Source organism: Bacillus sp. DX4.1 (assembly GCF_030348195.1).
Lineage (GTDB): Bacteria > Bacillota > Bacilli > Bacillales > Bacillaceae_G > Bacillus_A.
Genome location: NZ_JAUCFT010000008.1, coordinates 1554019 through 1575132 on the forward strand (window position 1 = coordinate 1554019; position 21114 = coordinate 1575132).

Consider the following 21114-nt stretch of genomic DNA (forward strand, 5'->3'; position numbering starts at 1 on the left):
GGAACAATTATGAGTGGATTACATATATTAGCGTTTGGAGCCCATGCCGATGATGTTGAAATCGGTATGGCTGGCACCATTGCGAAATATACAAAACAAGGATATGAAGTTGGTATTTGTGATTTAACAGAAGCTGACTTATCTTCGAATGGAACGGTAGAATTGCGGAAACAAGAAGCACTAGCAGCTGCTCATATTATGGGAGTGAAAGAGCGTATAAACTTAGCGATGCCGGACCGTGGTTTATATATGAAGGAAGAGTATATAAGAGAAATCGTGAAAATTATTCGAACATATAAGCCCAAGCTCATCTTTGCACCTTATTACGAAGATCGTCATCCGGACCATGCAAATTGTGCAAAACTTGTAGAAGAGGCTGTATTTTCAGCGGGTGTTCGTAAATATATGCTGGAAATTCCACCGCACCGTGTGCAATCGTTTTATTACTATATGATCAATGGTTTTCATAAACCCAATTTCTGTATTGATATTAGCGAGCATCTTACTGAAAAAGTGTCGTCATTAGAAGCATATGAAAGCCAATTTACAACGGGTAGTGATGGCGTAAAGACACCTTTAACGGAAGGATATGTTGAAACGGTTATTGCTCGTGAAAAAATGTTCGGAAAAGAAGTTGGGGTTATGTATGCAGAAGGGTTTATGAGCAAAAAGCCAGTTTTGTTACATGCGGATTTAATAGGGGGGATATAAATGAAATTGAAAATAGGCATTACATGTTACCCTTCAGTTGGTGGTTCTGGAGTTGTCGGAACGGAGTTAGGAAAACAATTAGCAGAACGCGGACATGAGATTCATTTTATTACATCTGGTCTGCCATTTCGGTTGAATAAAGTATACCCTAACATTTACTTTCATGAAGTAACGGTAAATCAATATTCCGTTTTTCAATATCCACCATATGATTTAGCATTAGCAAGCAAAATGGCAGAAGTTGCACAGAGAGAACAATTGGATGTTTTACATGTGCATTATGCGATTCCACACGCAATCTGTGCGTATTTAGCAAGGCAGATGATTGGAGAGAACATAAAGATTGTTACTACGTTACATGGGACAGATATTACGGTACTTGGATCGGATCCATCCTTAAATAATTTAATTCGTTTTGGAATTGAGCAATCTGATGTTGTAACAGCTGTATCTCGTTCATTAATTGAAGAAACAGCTGAGCTTGTGAAGCCGAAAAAGGATATCCAAACTGTATACAATTTCATTGATGAACGAGTGTATTTCAAACGTGATATGTCGCAACTTAAGAAAGAATACGGCATAAAAGAAGATGAAAAAGTGCTAATTCATATTTCGAATTTCCGAAAAGTCAAGCGTGCGCAAGATATCGTACAGTCATTTGCTCGAATTGTAAAACAAGTTAAGACAAAGCTATTGCTTGTTGGGGATGGTCCTGAGTTTTGTACTATTTTACAACTTGTGAAAAGTTTACATATTGAAGAACATGTTTTGTTTTTAGGGAAACAGGATAATGTAGCTGAGCTTCTTGCGATGAGTGATTTGATGTTGCTTTTATCAGAAAAAGAAAGCTTTGGTCTTGTCTTGCTTGAAGCAATGGCATGTGGTGTGCCTTGTATCGGTACGCGCGTTGGTGGTATTCCGGAAGTGATTCAACATGGTGAAACCGGATACTTATGTGAAGTTGGCGATATTCATGGAATAGCGGAGCAAGCAACCAAGTTACTTAAAAATGAAGAACTCCATCGTAATATGGCACAGCGAGCAATGGAAGCTGTATATGAACAATTTCGTTCAGAAAAAATTGTTTCACAATATGAAGCGATTTACTATGACATACTAAGGGATGACAAAAATGAAACAATTTAAACGAGCTGCATTGATTATTGAAACATTAAAGCAGCATGGTTTTGAAGCGTATTTTGTTGGAGGGAGCGTTCGTGATTCTATTATTGGACGACCAATTGGTGATATTGATATCGCAACATCCGCCCTTCCAGAAGAGGTAATGCGTCTGTTTCCACGGCACGTTCCTGTCGGTCTTGAACACGGTACTGTCATTGTTGTACAGGAAGGTGTCCCGTATGAAGTGACGACCTTTCGAACAGAGAGTGATTACGAAGATTTTCGACGTCCAAGCAGTGTTCAATTTGTTCGTTCGTTAGAAGAAGATTTAAAGCGTCGAGATTTTACAATGAATGCGATTGCGATGACTGAACATGGAGAAATAATTGATTTGTTCGGTGGACAAGAAGCAATTGCAAAGAAAGAAATTGCAACGGTAGGGAATGCTGCAGATCGTTTTCAAGAAGATGCACTTCGTATGATGCGTGGTATTCGCTTCGTTAGTACACTTGGATTTTCTTTGGAGGAACAAACTAAGCAAGCGATTGAGACATATGGACATTTGCTAGAACATATAGCAATCGAAAGAATTACAGTCGAATTTGAAAAACTATTAACTGGTACATATTGTACAAAAGGGCTTCAGCATTTAATAGCAACCAAGCTATTTGAGCATTTACCATATTTGCAAATGTCAGAATCCACTATTTTGAAAGCGACGCAATATAATTGGGATGCTTTCGAAACGGAAATTGAAACATGGGCATTCTTTTTATATTGTATTGGTGAAGAGCATCCATCTGTTTTCTTACGCCAATGGAAATTTTCAAATAAAAAAATAAAAGATATTGTAGCTGTTATTCTAGCAATTCGTTCTCGAAAAACAAAAGCTTGGGATGCAGTTTCTCTATATAAAACGGGTAATGAGATTGCTTTAATGGCAGAACGAGTGTATCAAGTGATGATAGAGAAGTATGATCTGTCTGCTGCACACGAGGTACAGTCTTTATTTGATGCACTGCCAATTCATAACCGTCAGGAAATGAACGTAAGTGGTAATGATTTATTAGTTTGGACAGAAAAAACACCAGGCCCATGGGTAGCAGAAGTGCTGCAAAATATTGAGGAAGAAGTACTGTATGGAAGATTAGAGAATGAGAAAGAGAACATAAGGGAGTGGCTACAGCGATGCAATCTACTATGAGAAAACAATTACTACAAATTTTTTCTGAAGCAGATGGCGAATTTGTATCCGGTCAAACAATTAGTGACAAGCTTGGCTGCTCAAGAACTGCCGTTTGGAAACATATGGAGGATCTTAGAAGTGAGGGATATGAATTAGAAGCTGTCCGTCGTCTTGGATATCGAATTAATAGTAAACCGGATAAAGTAACAGCAAATGAAATTCAATTGGGCTTACAGACAGAATTTATCGGCAGAACCGTTTATTTTGAGGAATCAGTAGAGTCAACGCAGCATATTGCGGCACGGCTTGCATATGAAGGGGCAGCCGAAGGAACAATTGTTGTGGCTGAAGAACAATTGGCCGGTCGCGGCCGTTTAAGCCGAAAGTGGCATTCACCGAAAGGAACGGGAATTTGGATGAGCATTATTTTACGCCCAACAGTTCCGGTTCATCAAGCACCACAGCTTACTTTATTAGCGGCTGTTAGCGTGGCACAAGCAATCGAAAAATGTACAGGTGTGAATGTGGGCATTAAATGGCCAAATGATATTTTAATTCAAGGGAAAAAAGCTGTTGGCATATTAACAGAGATGCAAGCAGATCCAGATAAAATTAATGCTGTCATTATTGGAATTGGCATTAATGTAAATCAAAAACAGGAACATTTTGCTGATGAAATACAACATATTGCAACTTCTTTAGCAATTGAATTAGGAAAACCAATCGTTCGAGCAGAGCTTATGCAACAAATCTTTTTACAAATGGAAAAGTTGTACCAAGAATATTTGAAAAATGGATTCTCTGTTATTAAACTTCTTTGGGAGAGTTATGCAGTGAGCATTGGAAAAGAAATTACAGCTCGTACGATGAAAGATGCAATTAGCGGTGTTGCAAAAGGAATTACAGCGGATGGTGTACTCATGTTAGAAGATCATGAAGGGCATATTCATCATATTCATTCTGCAGATATAGAAATAAAGTAAAAGGAAGCTTCCGAGAAGGGAGCTTCCTTTTACTTTATCCCGCAGTAATACCCCCATCTCAAAATTCGGCAGGAAGTCAAAAAGTTAGGTGAGGGATAAAGGCCCTCCCACTGATAAAAGTCTCACTTCATGAGCCATACGTATATCATTGTGTGTGCCGGCATAAATAAAATTTCATATACCGAATTAGGAAGGGAATTTGTTTTTTCAAAAAAGTGTAGCAATTTCATTTCCGAGTTTGCTATAATTAGTTCGAATATGGGCAGTATCGCACAGAACTGCACCACTATTCATGCAATGAAGAAAAAATAATTTGGATTCTGCCTTGATCCAACAACGGACTGGGACAGAGGGATGAAATTTGCCGACTAACACAACCCTTCTGCCCTTTTATGGCCAGAGGGGTTTTTTATATGATTTCGGCCATCTCCTCTCTCCTGTATAAAGGAGGAGTAATTTTTGAAAACGAGAACAGATTTTTTGAAAATGAAAGAGAAAGGTGAGCCGATTACGATGCTTACTGCGTATGATTACCCATCTGCTAAGTTAGCGGAAGAAGCTGAAATCGATATGATTTTAGTAGGGGATTCACTCGGAATGGTTGTACTTGGGTATGATTCTACAATTCCGGTAACGGTAGATGATATGATTCATCATACGAAAGCAGTGCGCCGCGGAGCGAAGGAAACTTTTATTGTAACAGATATGCCATTTATGTCTTATCACGTATCTCTGCAAGAAACGATGCATAATGCTCGCCGCATTGTGCAAGAGAGCGGAGCGCATGCAGTGAAAGTAGAAGGGGCTGATGAGGTAGTATCTATCATTCGTTTCTTAACGAATGCAGGAATTCCAGTTGTGGCTCATCTTGGTTTAACACCACAATCTGTTGGCGTATTAGGTGGCTATAAAGTGCAAGGAAAAGATGCTAAAAGTGCGAACAGATTGTTAGAAGATGCAAAAAAATGCGAAGAGGCTGGAGCGATTGCCCTTGTATTAGAATGTGTGCCAATGCAACTAGCTGAGCTTGTATCACAGCAACTAACGATTCCGACAATCGGCATAGGTGCTGGGGCGAAAGTAGATGGTCAAGTGCTTGTTTATCACGATCTCATTTCGTATGGCGTAACGCGTGTTCCAAAATTTGTGAAGCAATATACGTCTGTCCAAGAAGAAATTGTACGTGGAATCTCACAATATGTGACTGAAGTGAAAACGGGACAATTTCCAGGGAAAGAACATTCGTTCACAATGAAAGAGGAAGAATGCTTAGCATTATACGGAGGAAAATAGTGATGAGAATTATTACAACAGTGCAAGAGATGCAGCAAATTGCTGGAGAGATTCGTGCGAGCGGTAAACAAATCGGATTTGTTCCAACGATGGGTTATTTACATGAAGGCCATGGGGCATTGTTACGCCAAGCAAGACAAGAGAATGAAATTGTTATTTTAAGTGTATTTGTGAATCCATTGCAATTTGGACCGAATGAAGATTTAGATCGTTATCCGCGTGATATTGAGCGAGACGAGAAGATAGCGGTAGAAACAGGCGCTGACTACTTATTTTACCCGAGCGTAGAGGAAATGTATCCCGCAGAGCAAACAACAAAAATTGAAGTTGTGAAGCGGACAGATGTATTATGCGGAAAGCAGCGCCCAGTCCATTTTGCTGGTGTTGCGACAGTATTAATGAAGCTTTTTAATGTAACAATGCCAAACCGCGCTTATTTCGGTATGAAAGATGCCCAGCAAGTTGCCGTAATTGAAGGATTCGTGAGTGATTTTAATATTCCGATTACGATTGTACCTGTCGATATTGTCCGAGAAGAGGATGGGTTAGCAAGAAGTTCTCGTAATGTGTATTTATCAGAAAGAGAACGTCAAGAAGCGCCTCATTTATACCGTAGTTTATGTATGGCAAAAGAACGTATTGAAGCGGGGGAACGTAATCCAAGAACGATTACAAGTCTTGTGAAAGAATATATCGAAGTAAATACGCAAGGTATCATCGATTATGCAGATGTATATGCATATCCAAACTTGACGGGAATTGAGACAATCCACGGACGCATCATTATTGCGATTGCAGTGAAGTTTGAAAATGCACGATTAATTGACAATATTACATTAACGGTTGGATAAGGGGGAGCATCGATGTTTCGCACAATGATGAGAGCGAAGTTACACCGCGCGACTGTAACGGAAGCAAATTTAAATTATGTAGGTAGTATTACAATTGATGAAGATTTAATGGATGCAGTAGAAATTGTAGAAAATGAAAAAGTACAAATTGTTAATAATAATAATGGGGCTCGTTTAGAGACATATGTTATTAAAGGAGAGCGTGGTAGCGGTGTTGTTTGTTTAAACGGTGCAGCGGCCAGACTGGTTCAACCAGGTGATAAAGTTATTATTATTTGCTACGGTCTTGTAGCAGCAGAAGAAGTATGCAAGCAAGTACCGAAAATTGCAGTGTTAGATGATAATAATCAGATTATTGAAATGCTGGGTGCTGAAAAAGCCGGCACGATTTTACCCCGCATTAACGGGCAGTAATACCCCCCACCTCAAACTTCGGCGAAAGTAAAGATGATAGGTGGAGGATAAAACTGCCCGTAAAAGCCCGATTGGTGAGGGCTGATAATCAGTGGGGGATGAAAAAAAAACCGACTGATTAAAGTTTCACTTTATAAGCAAGAAAAGCTATCTCTTCACGGGGATAGCTTTTTTTGTTTCTTTTCATTAAGATAATAAAAAACGTGGTATAGTAACAATATATGAATTTCTGTTGTTTGAAAGGTAAGAAATTGAGGTGTTACATATGAATAAGCGTTATGTCGTTGTTGATTTGGAAACGACAGGGAACTCCTGGAAAGATGGGAAGGACAAAATTACACAAATTGCAGCTGTTGTAGTGGAAGATGGAGAAATTTTGGAAATTTTTTCGTCTTTTGTCAACCCAAAGAGAGAGATTCCCCCATTTATTACAGAACTAACAGGGATCGATGAAGATCTCGTGAAACAAGCCCCGCTATTTCGCGATGTAGCGCCGATGATTGTTGAACTATTACAAGGTGCTTATTTTGTTGCACATAACGTTCACTTTGATTGGAATTTTCTAAAGGACGAATTAAAGCAGGCTGGATATCCAGAAGTAAACTGCCCTAAAATTGATACAGTTGAACTGGCACAAGTTATTTTGCCAACTGCTGATAGCTATAAATTACGTGATTTAGCAAAAAAATATGAATTGGAACATGACCAACCACATCGTGCAGATAGTGATGCTCTTGTTACAGCGGAATTATTTTTACAATTTCTAGACAAATTAAAGCAGTTCCCGCTTGTTACATTGCAATCCTTGTATGAACTAAGTGATGTGTTTCAAAGTAATATAGGCGATATTATTTCAGAGAATATTTTAAAGAAAATGATGCATGGCACAGAAGATGTAAAGAAATTCGATATACATCGAAATCTTGCACTTCGAAAACGAAATTACACATTAGCAATGGGAGACGATTGTTTATCTAAATTTGATGCCTTTCTACATAAAGCGATGGAGCAGCTTGCGCAAACGATGTCATCGTTTGAAAAAAGAGAAGGACAGCAGCAAATGATGACGGAAGTATATACGGCGTTAAGAGACTCTCGTTTTTCTTTAATTGAAGCGGGAACAGGTACAGGAAAGACGCTTGCCTATTTACTACCAAGCGTGTATTATGCGAAGAAAACAGAAAAACCTATCGTAATTAGTACACAAACTGTACAGCTTCAACAACAAATGCTTGAAAATGAAATTCCTTTATTACGAAACATATTGCCGTTTCCGTTTGAAGTGGCTCTCTTAAAAGGCAGAAAGCATTATCTTTGTTTACATAAATTTGAACATGCACTGCAAGAAGAAGAGAGGAACTATGATATTGCGATCACGAAAGCAAAAATTTTAGTATGGCTGCTTCAAACAGAATCGGGTGATCGAGATGAGCTCAATATTCCAGAAGGTGGAAAGTTACTATGGGAGCGTATTTGTAGTGACGTATACAGTCCAGGTGGAATGCAGAGTAATTGGTTTAGCCGCTGTTTTTATCAACGTGCAAAAAATAAAGCATTATTTGCAGATATTGTGATTACAAATCATTCTTTATTATTTCAAGACTTTATTAGTGAAGAGCCACTCTTGGCATCGTGCGAACATATTATTTTTGATGAGGCACATCATCTTGAAGAAACAGCAAGCAGAACACTTGGTGAACAGTTTTCATGCATGTATTTTCAACTTGTTTTATCACGTCTAGGTACGTTAGAAACAGATGATGTGTTGGCAAAAGTGTATGAGATGATGAAAAAATCACAATATGCATCACGTTCAACTTTTCGAATGCTGAGCCATAGGCTGAAAGAAATTAAATTTGATGCCGATGAATTATTTCAAATGATACGTACATTTATATTCCAACAAACAAAGCAAGAACAAGGAGCGAGCAATATGCCGCTCGTTTATCGATACGATGCGAAACAAGAAAGAGGAAAGCTATGGAGTAGCATTGTTGAGCTAACCAATCGTTTTGTATACGAATTAAGAAAATTACTTACTTTGTTAGAGAAACAAGCTGATGTACTGCAAAATCAAATGGAGTGGGAGATGCATATTGTTACAGGAGAGTTTATGCATCTGATTGAGTTGTTAAATAAAATGGTTGATTCGATTCAGTTGCTTATTTTAGAACAAACACCGTATGTAACATGGATGGAGACGGAAACGAAAGGTACGATTCATTCAACCGTATTATATGCGCAGCCCGTCCATATAGCAGAAAAGTTTGCCGATGAGTTTTTAACAGGGAAACAAAGTGTAATCTTCACGTCAGCGACATTAACTGTAAATAATACATTCGACTATATAAAAGAAGGACTAGGACTACATGACTTCGCACCAGATACATTAACAGTGCCGTCGCCATTTCATTATGAGGAGCAAGTAAAATTAATGGTTTCAACTGACGTTCCTCTTATTAAGCAAGTAAGTGAGAAAGAGTATGTAAACGAAATGTCTCAGCATATTATGAAAATTGCGAAATCTACAAATGGGAGAATGCTTGTTTTATTTACATCGTATGAAATGTTAAAAGAAACATATGCAAATTTAAAACAAGAAGATGAATTAAAAGATTTTTTATTGCTTACACAAAGTGTTCATAATCGTAGTCGCAGCCGCTTAGTTCGGAAATTTCAAGAGTTTGAAAAGGCGATTCTTTTAGGAACAAGTAGTTTTTGGGAAGGGATTGATATTCCAGGTGAGGCGTTAAGTTGTCTCGTTATTGTTCGCTTGCCGTTTACACCTCCTAGTCAGCCGATGATGCAAGCGAAAAGTGAATGGATGAAAGAAAAAGGAGAAGATGTATTTACAAAGCTTGCACTTCCACAAGCAATCCTTCGCTTTAAACAAGGATTTGGCCGATTGATTCGTACAACGACGGATACAGGAACAGTATTTGTGTTAGACCGTCGTTTAACCACAGCCTTTTATGGAAAACGATTTCTTCAGTCTATTCCTAATGTTCCTCTTTATGAGGGACCATTAGAAGAGCTTTTGCAGAAATTGGAATAGAGTAAAAATATACGCCTGAAGTACATGGTACTTCAGGCGTAAAATGTGGGTAGGAGGAATTTTATTTTTCTTACATCATGTATACAAATGTATTGCTTTTCAATTTGAAACCTTTTTTTGCTGTACATGTCCTGCTATAATAGATTGGTGATGAAGCAGGGGTTGTAAAGAATGTACTCTTATTGTAACCGTATTGCGTTCTTCTATAATTAGAAATTTTTGTGTAACGGAGGAGTTTTCATGGAGAAGAAAATCGAAGTGCTATCAACAACGCGTATTAAATATACGTCCGATTTGTATAAAATTGTTGATAGTTTAAATCGCACTTTAAAAGAGCAGGACCTCATGTTCGGGTTGGCATTAGACGAAAACGAAAAAGAAACAGCAGTATTTACGATATACAGAACGTAGTGATACAATGAAAAAGTGGATCTTTGCCATCATTATCGTTATCGTTGCTATTGGGTTATATGGGGTGCATATTTATAATACGACGATGGAGAAAAAAATTCCAAAAGAGTCGAAAACTATTGAGATGGCAAAGGAAAAAGCCAAGCTCACGAAAGTAGAAAAAGTCGACTACTATAACGGAAAATCTTCATATGCAGTCGTACAAGGTATGGATGAAAAAGGAGAACAAACAATCGTTTGGGTACCTGAGAAAAAAGGAAATGTCCTAGTGCGGAAAAAAAGCGAAGGAATTTCCGAAAAGAAAGCAATGCAAATTGTGGCTAGTGAACGTAAGCCAAAAGAATTTGTAAAGGTTAAATTAGGTGCTGAAAACGATGTTCCATTGTGGGAAATTACATATATTGATCAAGAAGGTCGTTATACGTATTATTATCTAGAATTTCAAGATGGGAAATATGCTGGTTATTACAGCATTGAAAAATAGATGCAGGGGGAAACCACAAATGAAATTAGCAAAGCGAGTAGCTGCTTTAACACCGTCTTCAACTTTAGAGATTACAGCAAAGGCCCAAGCATTAAAAGCAGAAGGCCATGACGTAATCGGACTAGGAGCCGGAGAACCGGACTTTAATACGCCGGAGCATATTATGAATGCCGCACATCAAGCGATGTTAGAAGGACATACAAAATATACGCCAACGGGCGGATTAGTGACGCTAAAACAGGAAATTGCGAAAAAGTTTACTCGTGATCAAGGGTTAGCGTACGACTCTAGTGAAATTATTGTATGTAATGGAGCAAAACATGCTTTATATACATTGTTTCAAGTGTTACTTGACGAAGGAGACGAAGTTATCATTCCAACTCCTTATTGGGTAAGTTATCCTGAACAAGTGAAGCTTGCTGGTGGTGAGCCTGTATATGTAGAAGGCTTAGAAGACAATCAATACAAAATTACACCAGAGCAGCTACGCGGGGCAATTACGGAGAAAACGAAAGCTGTTATTATTAATTCGCCGAGCAATCCAACAGGAATGATCTACAGCAAAGAAGAATTACAACAGCTTGGAGAAGTATGTTTAGAACACGACATTTTAATCGTTTCTGATGAAATCTATGAGAAATTGGTTTATGGCGAAACCGAGTATACATCCATTGCTCAGCTTTCTAATGCATTAAAAGAACAGACAATTATTATTAACGGTGTATCTAAATCGCATTCTATGACAGGATGGCGCATTGGCTATGCAGCAGGTAATAAACAGCTCATTAAAGCGATGACGAACTTAGCAAGCCATAGTACGTCAAACCCAACTTCAATTGCACAATACGGAGCAATTGCTGCATATGCCGGTTCACAAGAACCTGTCGAAATGATGCGTCAAGCGTTTGAAGAGCGATTAAATATCATCTATGATAAACTGATTCAAATCCCAGGTTTCACTTGCATTAAACCACAAGGGGCATTTTATCTGTTCCCGAACGTAAAAGAAGCTGTTACATTAGCTGGTTACGATACAGTTGATGAATGGGCAAAAGCGTTACTAGAAGAAGAAAAAGTGGCGCTTGTTCCAGGAACAGGATTTGGTGCGCCAAATAATGTTCGCTTATCTTATGCAACATCTCTTGAGCAATTAGAGAAAGCATTAGAGCGAATTAATGCGTTTATGAACGATAAAGTGCAAGCTTAAAAGTAACTGTGAACAAATGAAAATGACCTCCCTATCTATAGGGAGGTTTTTTGACGAATTGTGGCAAAAGGAAATGCTAACAGGTGTGTTATACTAGAGATCGAGGTGTTGAAATATGAAGAAGAAAATGATGCTACAATGGTTTGAGCAGGGAAGTATTGCTATTCCAAAGTTGCTTATGATGCATTATAAAAAACTTGGTTTAAATGAGATAGAGTTTATGGTAGTGCTCCATGTGCATACTTTTTTAGAGGCTGGGAATTCTTTTCCAACTCCAGCGGAAATTGCGGAGCGTATGACAATTACAGAAATGAAGAGTATGGAAGTCATTCAAGTATTAATTCAAAAAGGATTTTTAGCACTAGAAGGCGGTCAGAAATCCGAAGCTGGTATATGTGAGAGTTATTCTTTACAGCCACTTTGGGAAAAAATATTATATTTTTTAATGAATGAAAGCATTGAGGAAGAACAAAAAGAACAAAAGGAACTACAAGTAAATTTATATACAATTTTTGAACATGAATTTGGTAGACCGCTATCTCCGTTTGAGTGTGAGACGTTAGCAATGTGGCAAGATCAAGATCAACATCATCCCAATCTAATTCAAGCAGCTCTTCGTGAAGCGGTGATGAGTGGGAAACTTAACTTTCGGTATATTGATCGAATCTTGTTTGAATGGAAAAAGAATGGAATTAAGACTGTTGATCAAGCGCAAGACCAAGGACGGAAATTTAGAGCAAATCAACAGCGCTCGCAGCAAGTATCGAAACAAGAGACAAAATATACAGGGAAAGTCCCTTTTTATAATTGGTTAGAGCAGTAATATAGGAGGACAGGCATGTTAAATAAGACACAAATTCGTCATTGCTTAGATACAATGGCAGAGATGTATCCGGAAGCACATTGTGAATTAAATCATGAAAATCCATTTGAACTTGTCATTGCCGTAGCTTTATCTGCACAATGTACAGATGTACTTGTAAATAAGGTAACGAAGAGTTTATTTCAAAAATATAAGACGCCTGAAGATTATTTAAGTGCTTCGTTAGAAGAATTACAGCAGGATATCCGTTCAATCGGATTGTACCGAAATAAAGCAAAAAATATTCAAAAGCTATGTCGGATGCTACTTGATGATTATGATGGAGAGGTGCCGCAAGATAGAGATGAATTAATAAATCTACCAGGTGTCGGCAGAAAAACAGCAAATGTAGTTGTTTCCGTAGCATTTGGCATCCCAGCTATCGCTGTTGATACACATGTGGAACGGGTGAGCAAGCGTCTTGCAATTTGTCGTTGGAAAGATTCTGTACTAGAAGTAGAGAAAACATTAATGAAGAAAGTACCAATGGAAGAGTGGGGTGTTACGCATCACCGTATGATTTTCTTTGGGCGTTATCATTGCAAGGCGCAGCGTCCGCAATGTGAAGAGTGTCGGTTATTAGAAGTATGTCGTGAAGGCAAGAAGCGGATGAAGGGGAAATGAAGGAATGAAACAAGTATTACAAATACCAGATGAATTTCAATGTATTCCTTTTTTTGAAAGTGATGTAAAGAAGATAGAATATGATACAGATCAATCTTTTGTAGAGTTGTTAGAAAGTACTTATTTTTTATTTGATATAGAGAAGCAATATAAGCCGTGGAGTGAAATAGAAACGAGTATTCCAGCGGTGTTAGATGTGTGGAAAGCGAAGAAAGAGGATATTTCTATACTTTTTCGAAATCGAAAGCGGAAAGAAGCAAAAGAACCGATGATTCAGTTTGCTGCACATTTATTATCAATTTTGCACTGGTTGAATGGACAGCTAGTACCAGGACTGAAAGAGATTGAGAAAGAAATTGAAAAGTTAAAGATAAAGCCTGTTAATTTTAGGGAACGCTATTCATTTATTACAGCGCAACCAGATCATTATCATTCCTTTATTCAAATTACGCAGTTGTATGGAGAAATTGAAAAGCTCTATGTAAAAGCATTACTAATAAAAAAGAAGTCACCGTCTCGCTAGGAGAGGGTGACTTCTTTTTATTGTTGTGGTACCGGATTTGGAGGCTGTACCTCACCTGGTGGTGGGTTAGATCCATCACCAGGCTGTCCTGTAGTCGGTTTATCTGGTTGCTCCGGTTTATCCGGTTTATCCGGTTTATCCGGTTTATCCGGTTTATCCGGTTTATCCGGTTTATCCGGTTTATCCGGTTTATCTGGTTGCTCCGGTTGCTCCGGTTTTTGCTGTTCTTGTTTGTTCTTTTCTTCTTCAGCTTTTTTCTTAGCTTCTTCTTCTTCTTGTTTGCGCTTTTGTTCTTCAGCTTTTTTCTTAGCTTCTTCATTTTGTTTGTTTTTTTCTTCTTCAGCTTTTTTCTTATCGTCTGTACTCTCGCCCGGAATGGTGATGGATGCACCTGCTGCATCACTTGTTCCATTCCCTTTTTTCGCTACTACAGAGAAGCTGTAAGTTACGCCGGGTTTAATACCGCCAAGTGAGGCACTTGTACCACTCACGGATAAACTACCGCTAGAGCCATCGCTTCCTTTATAGCTTGCAGAATAAGAAACATCTGAAGGTCCAGACCATTGTAATGTAACGGTATTAGATGCTTGATCGTAAGCAGGCTTTAAGCCAGTAGGTGGAGCTACTTCTGTTTTCTTCACAGCATCTTGTTTTACACCTTTAATATATAGTTCATCATTGTCGCGATATACCGTATTGGGCATTTCAAAACGAGCGTTATCTGTTGCCAACTCGCTCATCATTGCTTTAAACATACGTGGAGCAATTTGAGTTGAGTTTGACCCAACATAATTTTCAGGACTATCTTTTTCGTATCCTGTCCAAACAGCCATCGTATATTGTGGCGTATAGCCAGCAAACCAACTGTCACGGTTCGCTGAAGCTGGAAGATTATATTTCTTTAATGTTGGTGCATCATAGTTTGTTGTACCTGTTTTACCAGCGATATCGAGAGAACTAATATTTGCTGTTTTACCAGTACCAGATTGAACGACCGTGCGAAGCATATCGGTTACCATATATGCTGTGTAATCTTTCATAACGCGTTTTGCTTTTGGTTTAAAGTTATATTCTTTTCCGTCAGGATAAACCACTTTTGTTACGAAGTGAGGTTTATTGTAAACACCGCCATTACCGAAAGAAGCATATGCACCAGCAACTGCTAACGGAGAGGATTCATTTGTACCAATTGCACTTGATTCTACCGCACCATCTTTACCAAATGTAAGGCCAAGTTCTTGTGCAAAACCTTGTGCTTTTGATAAACCAACTTCTTGTGCTGTTTTGATAGCAGGTACGTTTTTGGACCATTGTAGCGCGTAACGCATTGACATTGGCCCTTCATATCTGCCATTCGCATTTCTAATCGTTTGGCCAGTTGAATATTTATATTCTGAATCATCTAATTGATGATAAGTAGACCATCTCAAGTACTCAATAGCTGGACCGTAGTCAAAGATTGGCTTCATTGTGGAACCAACAGCACGTTCTAAATCCACAGCCATGTTATGACCTTTAAATGTTGCTTTTTTTTCTCCACGACCACTACCAATTGCACGAACTTCTCCAGAAGTTGTATCCATAAAGACAAATGCACCTTGGAATTGATCATTTGGATAGTCCACGAGTTCATCGGTATTCATGATTTTATCTGCATGGTCTTGGGCTTTCGTATCTAACGTTGTATAAATAGAAAGACCATCAGATCCAATATTGACATCTTTTATCTCATTTTCAATTTCTTGTACAACAGCATCAAGGAATCCTTGATATGGCATTTCTGTTGCTTCTTTAGATGGTAGAAGTCCTTCTGTTACAGGAATGTTCATCGCTTCTTCCATTTCTTGCTTCGTAATGAAGTTGTGTCGATTCATTAACGTTAGTACAATGTTACGACGTTTTGTTGCGGCGTCGACGTTTTCGGGTTTTGTTGGGTCATATTTGTTTGGACCTTGTGGTAGGCCAGCAAGCATAGCAGCTTCATGTAATTTTAAATCTTTTAAATCTTTTCCATAATAGTTTTTTGCAGCTGTTGCAACCCCATAAGAACGATTGCCAAGATTGATTTTGTTTAAGTACATTTCTAAAATTTCATGTTTTGAATATTGTTGCTCTAACTTATAAGCTAAATACCATTCTTGCACTTTACGCTTTGATGTTTTTTCAAACGTTAGGAAATAGTTTTTGATTACTTGCTGTGTAATCGTACTACCACCTTGCTTAGAATCACTTGTAAAGTTCTCCAAAATTGCTTTTCCGGTCCGTTTAAAGTCAATACCGTTATGGGTATAGAAACGAGCATCTTCCGTTGCAAGAAATGCACTTTCCACTACCTTTGGAATTTGATCGTAAGTGACATTCGTTCGCTGTTCGGCCCCATATTCATAAATAAATTTCCCATCTTTATCATAAAACTTTGTTGATAGTGGGTTGACAAGTTTTGCTTTATCTAGCTTTGGAGCATCTTTCACCATCACAAAGAAAGCGGAAACTCCAGCAACAAGACCAACAATGCCAATTAATAAGCAAGCAATTAAAAATTTCTTAAAAAAGGAACCCTTTTTCTTTGGCTTCTCCGTTTTATGTGTTTCTTGCTTTTGATTTTGTGCATGTTTTCGTTCTGTACGAGAACGATAATTTTCTGACATTATACTTTCTCCTACCTTTCATTTTCTCCCCAAAAGTCGAAAAAAGAGCCTTATTGTTGACTCTATCACGAAAAATAAACCGTGTCTAGTACGCGAATATAATCGATTCGAGGGTGATAACCGCATGATAACAAGGATCCGTTCTCTTCGATTTCATGTTTTGTAATCGATTTGCGTCCACCGGAATCTTGGCGATTCCAAAATGAAATGACATGTTTTGCATCGAGTAAATAAAATTCATCATAAAGCGTAAATTTAATAATAACAAATGCAATTCCATTATGAGCTACTACTTGTTTCATATGTTCAATTTGATGAAGATGGAAGTTTTGCAACGGAAAACTTGTTTTATTTTTGGTTTCTTTCGCCTCAAAGTCAATGTACCGTCCTTTGTATACACCGTTGTAGTCCGTTGTAGATGGCTGTTTAAAATAAGCCTCTTTTACAACTGCGGCACTTCGAGCAGGGTAATCTACTTTTACAATTTGAAGAGGGGTGGGCTTTTTATGTATACATGCAATATTATGTGTTAAATAATATTGATTTGTTTCATTTAATTCCTCTTCAAGAGACATACCTCTATTACTATAAGTATGCTTTTTTAATTGTGCTTTTTGAGGTTGCAACGCTTGATTGTACCTTTTTCCGTTTGGGTAACGAATGGTCATATTTTGTCCACTCCAACTGCCTAGAATTACTTACAAAGGTGATTATATCAAAAAAAACAAACAAGATGCGATTTTTTTCAAGAGAGGTGTGATGATTTCGAGATGTTTGTACAGGATGAGTATGAGAAAATAAAAAGAGAGCGCAGCGGAATTTCTTGTATGGAAGAAGAGAAATATTTGATAGGACGTATTAAGCAACAGACAGTTCTAGCAAATGTAGATAATATTTCACGCACACACGCTTATCAAGAATACTACTTGCGAAATAAAGAAATCGGGTGGTCATTTTTAGCGAGTATGGTATCGAGGAATGCTGGATGGAATATGACGGATTTAGAAGGGAAATATTATCCGAGAATTTTATCTGAGGAAATCAGAAAGCAATTATTTCTTACGTATGAAAGTGCAAATTGGCTCATTTTTTCAGATGCATATCCGCAATTATTACTCTATGAGTACAGCAAAGAAATGAAAAGACCATTGTTTCATTTATTACAGTTTTTTTATGTATCTATTTTTATGGAGAAAGAATGGAGAAATTTTTGGAAGAACGGAGATCGAAAGCGACTAATCACAGCGCTTATTATTAATGAACAAAATAAAATTCAAAAGCCTGTCATTGAACATCCGTTTTTTCAAAAACACGTATTTCAAACCTTACTGTTTAAGTTCCAAGAATTGTTTCATTTTAGTGCTGTTATTTTTCCTACCACAGCTGGGGAGCTGTATGGTTTTTCCATATATCAATTTGAAACATTGCAAAAACGTATAGAGTTAGGAAAGAAATTAGCATGGCTACTATTTCATCCAACATATGAAAAGATGTTTCATGCTTTTGCTTTACTAACGGTTCATACAGGGTCAAGAATGGATTATGAGCAGTATTTTGCTGTTTCAAAAGAGAAAGATACAGCGCAACTTCGAGATGTTTTTACAATCATCTCCCATCATAATAAGGTAGAAAAAGATTGGTTTGATGAAAACATGGAGGTAGAGGCGTGGTTTTTATTTCAGGAGCCAGAAGAAGAAACAGATATTACAGCCTGGTTTTTACAAAAACAACAACAAGTACATATTTTTTCTTCATTAAGTAGCTTTTTTTAAGAAATAATGACTTCATGATATAATAAGAAAAAGTCCCGCTCCCTTATAAGGGAGTGGGACTGATTTATTACTTAATAGGTCATACTCTGTATGAGTTTTAATAAGAAGGTACATACAAGAACTCACCTTTATGTATCATACATGGGTAGTAATATCCCCACCTCAAAGTTTGGAGGAATCAAGGAAGTTATGTGGGGATAAACTGCCCATCAGAGCCAGTTGGACGTGAGTTTCACTTTATGTAGCAGGAAAGTTTGGCCCATCTAGCTTTGGATTTCCAGTTTCGGGTTTATTTTGTTGTTTGTTTTGTTTTGTCTTCTTTTCATTTTTAGTTTTAGCCATGATAAACACCTCCCATTCGTATTGTTACCATTACTAAAAATCTCATACGAAACGATTTCTTTGCCGAATCTCAACTAGTTTTGTCAAGTATGCAGGAGCGAAAAGAGGCCCGTCGAAATTACATGACAAAGGAAAAGCAAAGAAGGAGGCGTTTTGTAAATGGCGATGGTTCAGAAAGAAAGTGTAATGAAAAAAATGGATCAAATGTTAAGTGCTCTTGATTTGCTGGAAATGAATGTTTCTCTTAGGGTTAGTCATTCTTTAAAGGATAAACGCGAAGATTTACACAATAGAGTGGAAGTAACTGAAATGCATATCCAACATATGGAAGATAAATTATCGCATCATGAAGAAAAAGGAAGTTGGCTCCAAACGTTTCAAAACGTCGTAGTGAGCGCTTAAGAGGGTGGAAATATAGTGGAATATAAAATGTTAATACAGTCTTCGGAAAAGTTAATACATTATAATGACGAAACAATTATAAAAAAGAAAGAAAATAAAGAGTTTGATTTTTATAAAGATATGAAGCCATTTGTAAATGTTGTGGATCAGGAGTTAGAAGAGTGGAAAGGATTAGCCTATCAATGGATAAAGCAAGAAAAACCAAAATATATCCATGTGCAGCAAATTGATCAAGTCTGTGAGAATTTACAAAATAATGCGTTGCAATGTTTTGTAAATAAGGGAAAAGGGAAGCGGTTTTATGAAACGCACCAAGCGATTCTTTATACGCTTCAAAATATTGTAGAACAATGTAAGTAACAAGAGGGGAGACCCTCTTGTTTTTTTATACTTCTACAATAGTATGCGCGGGTTTAGTAGCACCGATCGTTTCTAATTCACGTGTTAACGTTCGATATTCTGAGATGCAGATTTTTCCTTCTAAATAGTGTTGTCTAGTAAAATCAAGCAATTCATTCATATCTTCTGTGTCATACCCCTTTTTTTGAGCAAAAGCTTGTTTTAAATTCCCTAACAACATGTTGATTCCTCCCCCATGAGAATCTTCTTCTCTACTATCGTAGCATGAAAAGGTTTACTTTCTTATTTTTTTAAAAATTTAAACTTCCGACAAAAACAGACATTTAAAAGGTTACACATTTTATTTTATAGGTACATATTCTATATGTAGAAACCTAGTTAGAGGGGGGAGAATGCATGTTTCCGCAATCTAATGTATATGAGCAATCAAATGTATACCAGCAATCCAGTGCTTATCAGCAACCGAGCTCATATCAACAACCCAATGTATATCAGTACAATGAAAATCCACCTTTTCGTTACAATATGTATCCATTTATGCCTTATTATGGAGAACAAATGAATTATTATCAACCATTTGAAGTATCCTTTATGAATCAGCAGCAACAGCAACAGCAACAGCAACAGCAACAGCAACAGCAACAGCCTTATATAAATCAACAGCAACAGCCTTATATAAATCAACAGCAACAGCCTTATATGAATCAACAGCAACAGCCTTATATGAATCAACAATCTATGTTTTACCCACCGAAACAGCCTTTTCAACCATACCCAACGATGAACAAACAAAAGCAACAGCAACAGCCAAGTCAATTTTCTAGTTTTGTATCCCAATTTAAGACGTCTGATGGTAACTATGATGTGAATAAAATGATGAATACAGCAGGACAGATGATGAATGCCATGAATCAGGTTACGGGAATTGTAAAACAAGTTGGAGGCTTTTTTGTGAAGTAAGGATGGCTGTATGTATGATAGGAGTGTGACATAGACATTAAGGTAGGCGGGGGCTGATTAAAGTTTCACTTTATTTTACACTGACTATTTGAACTCTTGACTATGGGAAGATGGCCATTTTATTGTTATTTTTCATCATGATTGCATGTCCGCTTCTGTTTTTTACAAATTATAACTGAATTTTATAGACAAATTCCTACTGGAAATGGGTATATATAACAAACAGCTTTTACTTCTTTCTCATATTGTAAAGTGTAGTCACATTTTTGAAATGAGAGAGGAGAGAAAAAACTATGTATCATTGTCATCCTTGTTTTGGAGGGCATGCGCCTGTTTCACCTATTAGTATAACACCTCCTGTAATTCATCCAACAAAACAGTGTGTAACACACACTTTTTCAACAACGGTGGTACCACATGTTCACCCAACTCATACAACACATGTTCATCACCAACAGCTTAAAAATCAACATCTTTTCCCGCAAACGACTTCTAATGTGAATGTTGTAGATCCTGGACCTCTAGGACCTGTTGGAGGATTCGGCGGAGGACCTGTTGGAGGATTCGGCGGAGGACCTGTTGGAGGATTCGGCGGAGGTTGTGTCCCATGTGGTCACGGTCCACAAATATCCCCATATGGACCAGGGCCTAATGTATCTCCATTCGGACCAAACGTAGGACCAAATGTCGGTGGAATATTTAAAAAGTAAGTGTTATGTTAGAACTAGCAAATAGCTAGTTCTTTTCTTTTAGAAGATGTTCAAAAAGTCCGGTAAAGATAGCTGCCATATTTCTTCGTTACGTTGCCACTCCGGTACTCATGTAGTTCGGTCTACACTCCGTATCCTCATGGCTTCCGCGCTTCGAACTACTCGGCTCTCTTTATCCTCCTTTTTGAACAAGC

General features: G+C 37.7%; 21 protein-coding genes and 1 pseudogene. 19 read left to right on the forward strand and 3 right to left on the reverse strand.

The features are described 5' to 3' along the window. Positions 1-9 precede the first annotated feature (9 nt). From bshB1 to QUF99_RS11000, 14 genes are all read left to right on the forward strand, one after another. Positions 10-711 (forward strand): bacillithiol biosynthesis deacetylase BshB1, encoded by a 702-nt coding sequence (gene bshB1 / locus QUF99_RS10935; RefSeq protein WP_289370044.1) that lies wholly within the window; start codon positions 10-12, stop codon positions 709-711. After that, positions 712-1857: an N-acetyl-alpha-D-glucosaminyl L-malate synthase BshA gene (bshA, locus tag QUF99_RS10940; RefSeq protein WP_289370046.1), complete on the forward strand. Its 1146-nt coding sequence runs from the start codon at positions 712-714 to the stop codon at positions 1855-1857. Then, complete coding sequence (locus QUF99_RS10945) at positions 1844-3037, forward strand: CCA tRNA nucleotidyltransferase (RefSeq protein ID WP_289370048.1); 1194 nt, start codon at positions 1844-1846, stop codon at positions 3035-3037. Before bshA ends, QUF99_RS10945 begins: the two co-directional genes overlap by 14 nt. Next, a complete protein-coding gene (locus tag QUF99_RS10950) occupies positions 3022-4002 on the forward strand; it encodes a biotin--[acetyl-CoA-carboxylase] ligase (protein WP_289370049.1) in 981 nt (326 codons plus the stop codon). The genes QUF99_RS10945 and QUF99_RS10950 overlap by 16 nt, the downstream gene beginning before the upstream one ends. A gap of 459 nt (positions 4003-4461) precedes the next feature. Further along, a complete protein-coding gene (gene panB / locus QUF99_RS10955; protein ID WP_289370050.1) occupies positions 4462-5295 on the forward strand; it encodes a 3-methyl-2-oxobutanoate hydroxymethyltransferase in 834 nt (277 codons plus the stop codon). Positions 5296-5297: 2 nt separating this feature from the next. Continuing rightward, positions 5298-6146, forward strand: a complete 849-nt coding sequence (gene panC, locus QUF99_RS10960) for a pantoate--beta-alanine ligase (RefSeq protein ID WP_289370051.1) — start codon at positions 5298-5300, stop codon at positions 6144-6146. Between the two features lie 12 nt (positions 6147-6158). After that, positions 6159-6560 (forward strand): aspartate 1-decarboxylase, encoded by a 402-nt coding sequence (gene panD, locus QUF99_RS10965; protein WP_289370052.1) that lies wholly within the window; start codon positions 6159-6161, stop codon positions 6558-6560. A 265-nt stretch (positions 6561-6825) separates the two neighbouring features. Beyond that, positions 6826-9615 carry an ATP-dependent DNA helicase DinG gene (dinG, locus tag QUF99_RS10970; RefSeq protein WP_289370053.1) on the forward strand — a complete coding sequence of 930 codons (2790 nt, stop codon included), beginning with the start codon at positions 6826-6828 and terminating at the stop codon, positions 9613-9615. A gap of 240 nt (positions 9616-9855) precedes the next feature. Beyond that, positions 9856-10026, forward strand: a complete 171-nt coding sequence (locus tag QUF99_RS10975; protein ID WP_286124284.1) for a YpmA family protein — start codon at positions 9856-9858, stop codon at positions 10024-10026. Between the two features lie 7 nt (positions 10027-10033). Next, entirely contained in the window at positions 10034-10510 is a 477-nt protein-coding gene (locus tag QUF99_RS10980; RefSeq protein ID WP_289370056.1) for a cell wall elongation regulator TseB-like domain-containing protein, read from the forward strand. A gap of 19 nt (positions 10511-10529) precedes the next feature. Further along, positions 10530-11717 (forward strand): pyridoxal phosphate-dependent aminotransferase, encoded by a 1188-nt coding sequence (locus QUF99_RS10985; RefSeq protein WP_286124286.1) that lies wholly within the window; start codon positions 10530-10532, stop codon positions 11715-11717. A 115-nt stretch (positions 11718-11832) separates the two neighbouring features. Further along, the gene (dnaD, locus tag QUF99_RS10990; protein ID WP_289370058.1) at positions 11833-12540 is read left to right on the forward strand and encodes a DNA replication protein DnaD; all 708 of its coding nucleotides are present in this window, start codon (positions 11833-11835) and stop codon (positions 12538-12540) included. Positions 12541-12555: 15 nt separating this feature from the next. Beyond that, on the forward strand, positions 12556-13203 hold the full coding sequence (gene nth, locus QUF99_RS10995; protein WP_289370059.1) for an endonuclease III: 648 nt from the start codon (positions 12556-12558) through the stop codon (positions 13201-13203). Positions 13204-13207: 4 nt separating this feature from the next. Next, the gene (locus tag QUF99_RS11000; RefSeq protein WP_289370061.1) at positions 13208-13726 is read left to right on the forward strand and encodes a YpoC family protein; all 519 of its coding nucleotides are present in this window, start codon (positions 13208-13210) and stop codon (positions 13724-13726) included. Positions 13727-13743: 17 nt separating this feature from the next. Here QUF99_RS11000 and QUF99_RS11005 read toward each other — a convergent pair whose 3' ends face one another. Then, positions 13744-16374 carry a penicillin-binding protein 1A gene (locus QUF99_RS11005; protein WP_289370062.1) on the reverse strand — a complete coding sequence of 877 codons (2631 nt, stop codon included), beginning with the start codon at positions 16372-16374 and terminating at the stop codon, positions 13744-13746. A gap of 65 nt (positions 16375-16439) precedes the next feature. Next, the gene (gene recU, locus QUF99_RS11010) at positions 16440-17042 is read right to left on the reverse strand and encodes a Holliday junction resolvase RecU (protein WP_289370063.1); all 603 of its coding nucleotides are present in this window, start codon (positions 17040-17042) and stop codon (positions 16440-16442) included. A gap of 102 nt (positions 17043-17144) precedes the next feature. Between recU and QUF99_RS11015 the strand changes: the two are divergent. The 3 genes and pseudogenes from QUF99_RS11015 (at position 17145) to QUF99_RS11025 (ending at position 19250) form a co-directional block, all read left to right on the forward strand. Next, positions 17145-18169 (forward strand): annotated as a pseudogene (locus tag QUF99_RS11015) (DUF2515 domain-containing protein). A gap of 478 nt (positions 18170-18647) precedes the next feature. Further along, complete coding sequence (locus QUF99_RS11020; protein ID WP_286124293.1) at positions 18648-18890, forward strand: hypothetical protein; 243 nt, start codon at positions 18648-18650, stop codon at positions 18888-18890. A gap of 15 nt (positions 18891-18905) precedes the next feature. Further along, positions 18906-19250 carry a YppE family protein gene (locus QUF99_RS11025; protein ID WP_286124294.1) on the forward strand — a complete coding sequence of 115 codons (345 nt, stop codon included), beginning with the start codon at positions 18906-18908 and terminating at the stop codon, positions 19248-19250. A gap of 25 nt (positions 19251-19275) precedes the next feature. Here the strand turns inward: QUF99_RS11025 and QUF99_RS11030 are convergent, their stop codons facing one another. Further along, positions 19276-19470, reverse strand: coding sequence for a YppF family protein (locus tag QUF99_RS11030; RefSeq protein ID WP_289370068.1), 195 nt, complete (start codon positions 19468-19470; stop codon positions 19276-19278). 176 nt (positions 19471-19646) lie between these two features. On the opposite strand from QUF99_RS11030, the gene QUF99_RS11035 reads away from it, so the two are divergent. Both QUF99_RS11035 and QUF99_RS11040 read left to right on the forward strand, forming a co-directional pair. Then, positions 19647-20210: a YppG family protein gene (locus QUF99_RS11035; RefSeq protein WP_289370070.1), complete on the forward strand. Its 564-nt coding sequence runs from the start codon at positions 19647-19649 to the stop codon at positions 20208-20210. A gap of 293 nt (positions 20211-20503) precedes the next feature. Next, entirely contained in the window at positions 20504-20920 is a 417-nt protein-coding gene (locus QUF99_RS11040; RefSeq protein WP_289370071.1) for a CotD family spore coat protein, read from the forward strand. Positions 20921-21114: the final 194 nt, after the last annotated feature.